The organism is Pseudomonas sp. R19M, assembly GCF_050312585.1.
GTDB lineage: Bacteria > Pseudomonadota > Gammaproteobacteria > Pseudomonadales > Pseudomonadaceae > Aquipseudomonas > Aquipseudomonas palleroniana.
The window spans coordinates 1-204 of the sequence record NZ_JBNPJV010000080.1 but is presented as its reverse complement, the minus strand read 5'-3'; the positions used below and the strand labels follow the sequence as shown (position 1 = coordinate 204).

Sequence of the window (204 nt, the reverse complement as noted above, 5' to 3'; positions counted from 1 at the left end):
TTGGTGGAGCTAAACGGGATCGAACCGTTGACCTCTTGCATGCCATGCAAGCGCTCTCCCAGCTGAGCTATAGCCCCGGATTTTTCGCCTCGCGGCGCAGCAGACCTTTCGAACTGCTTGTTGAAACTGGCGTCCCCTAGGGGACTCGAACCCCTGTTACCGCCGTGAAAGGGCGGTGTCCTAGGCCACTAGACGAAGGGGACA

2 tRNA genes are annotated in these 204 nt (G+C 58.8%); both read right to left on the bottom strand.

The annotated features are described in order from the left end of the window. Position 1: 1 nt before the first annotated feature. Positions 2–77 (bottom strand) — tRNA-Ala (locus ACQRBT_RS18045). A gap of 50 nt (positions 78–127) precedes the next feature. Beyond that, positions 128–203, bottom strand: a tRNA-Glu gene (locus tag ACQRBT_RS18040). Between the last annotated feature and the right edge of the window lies 1 nt (position 204).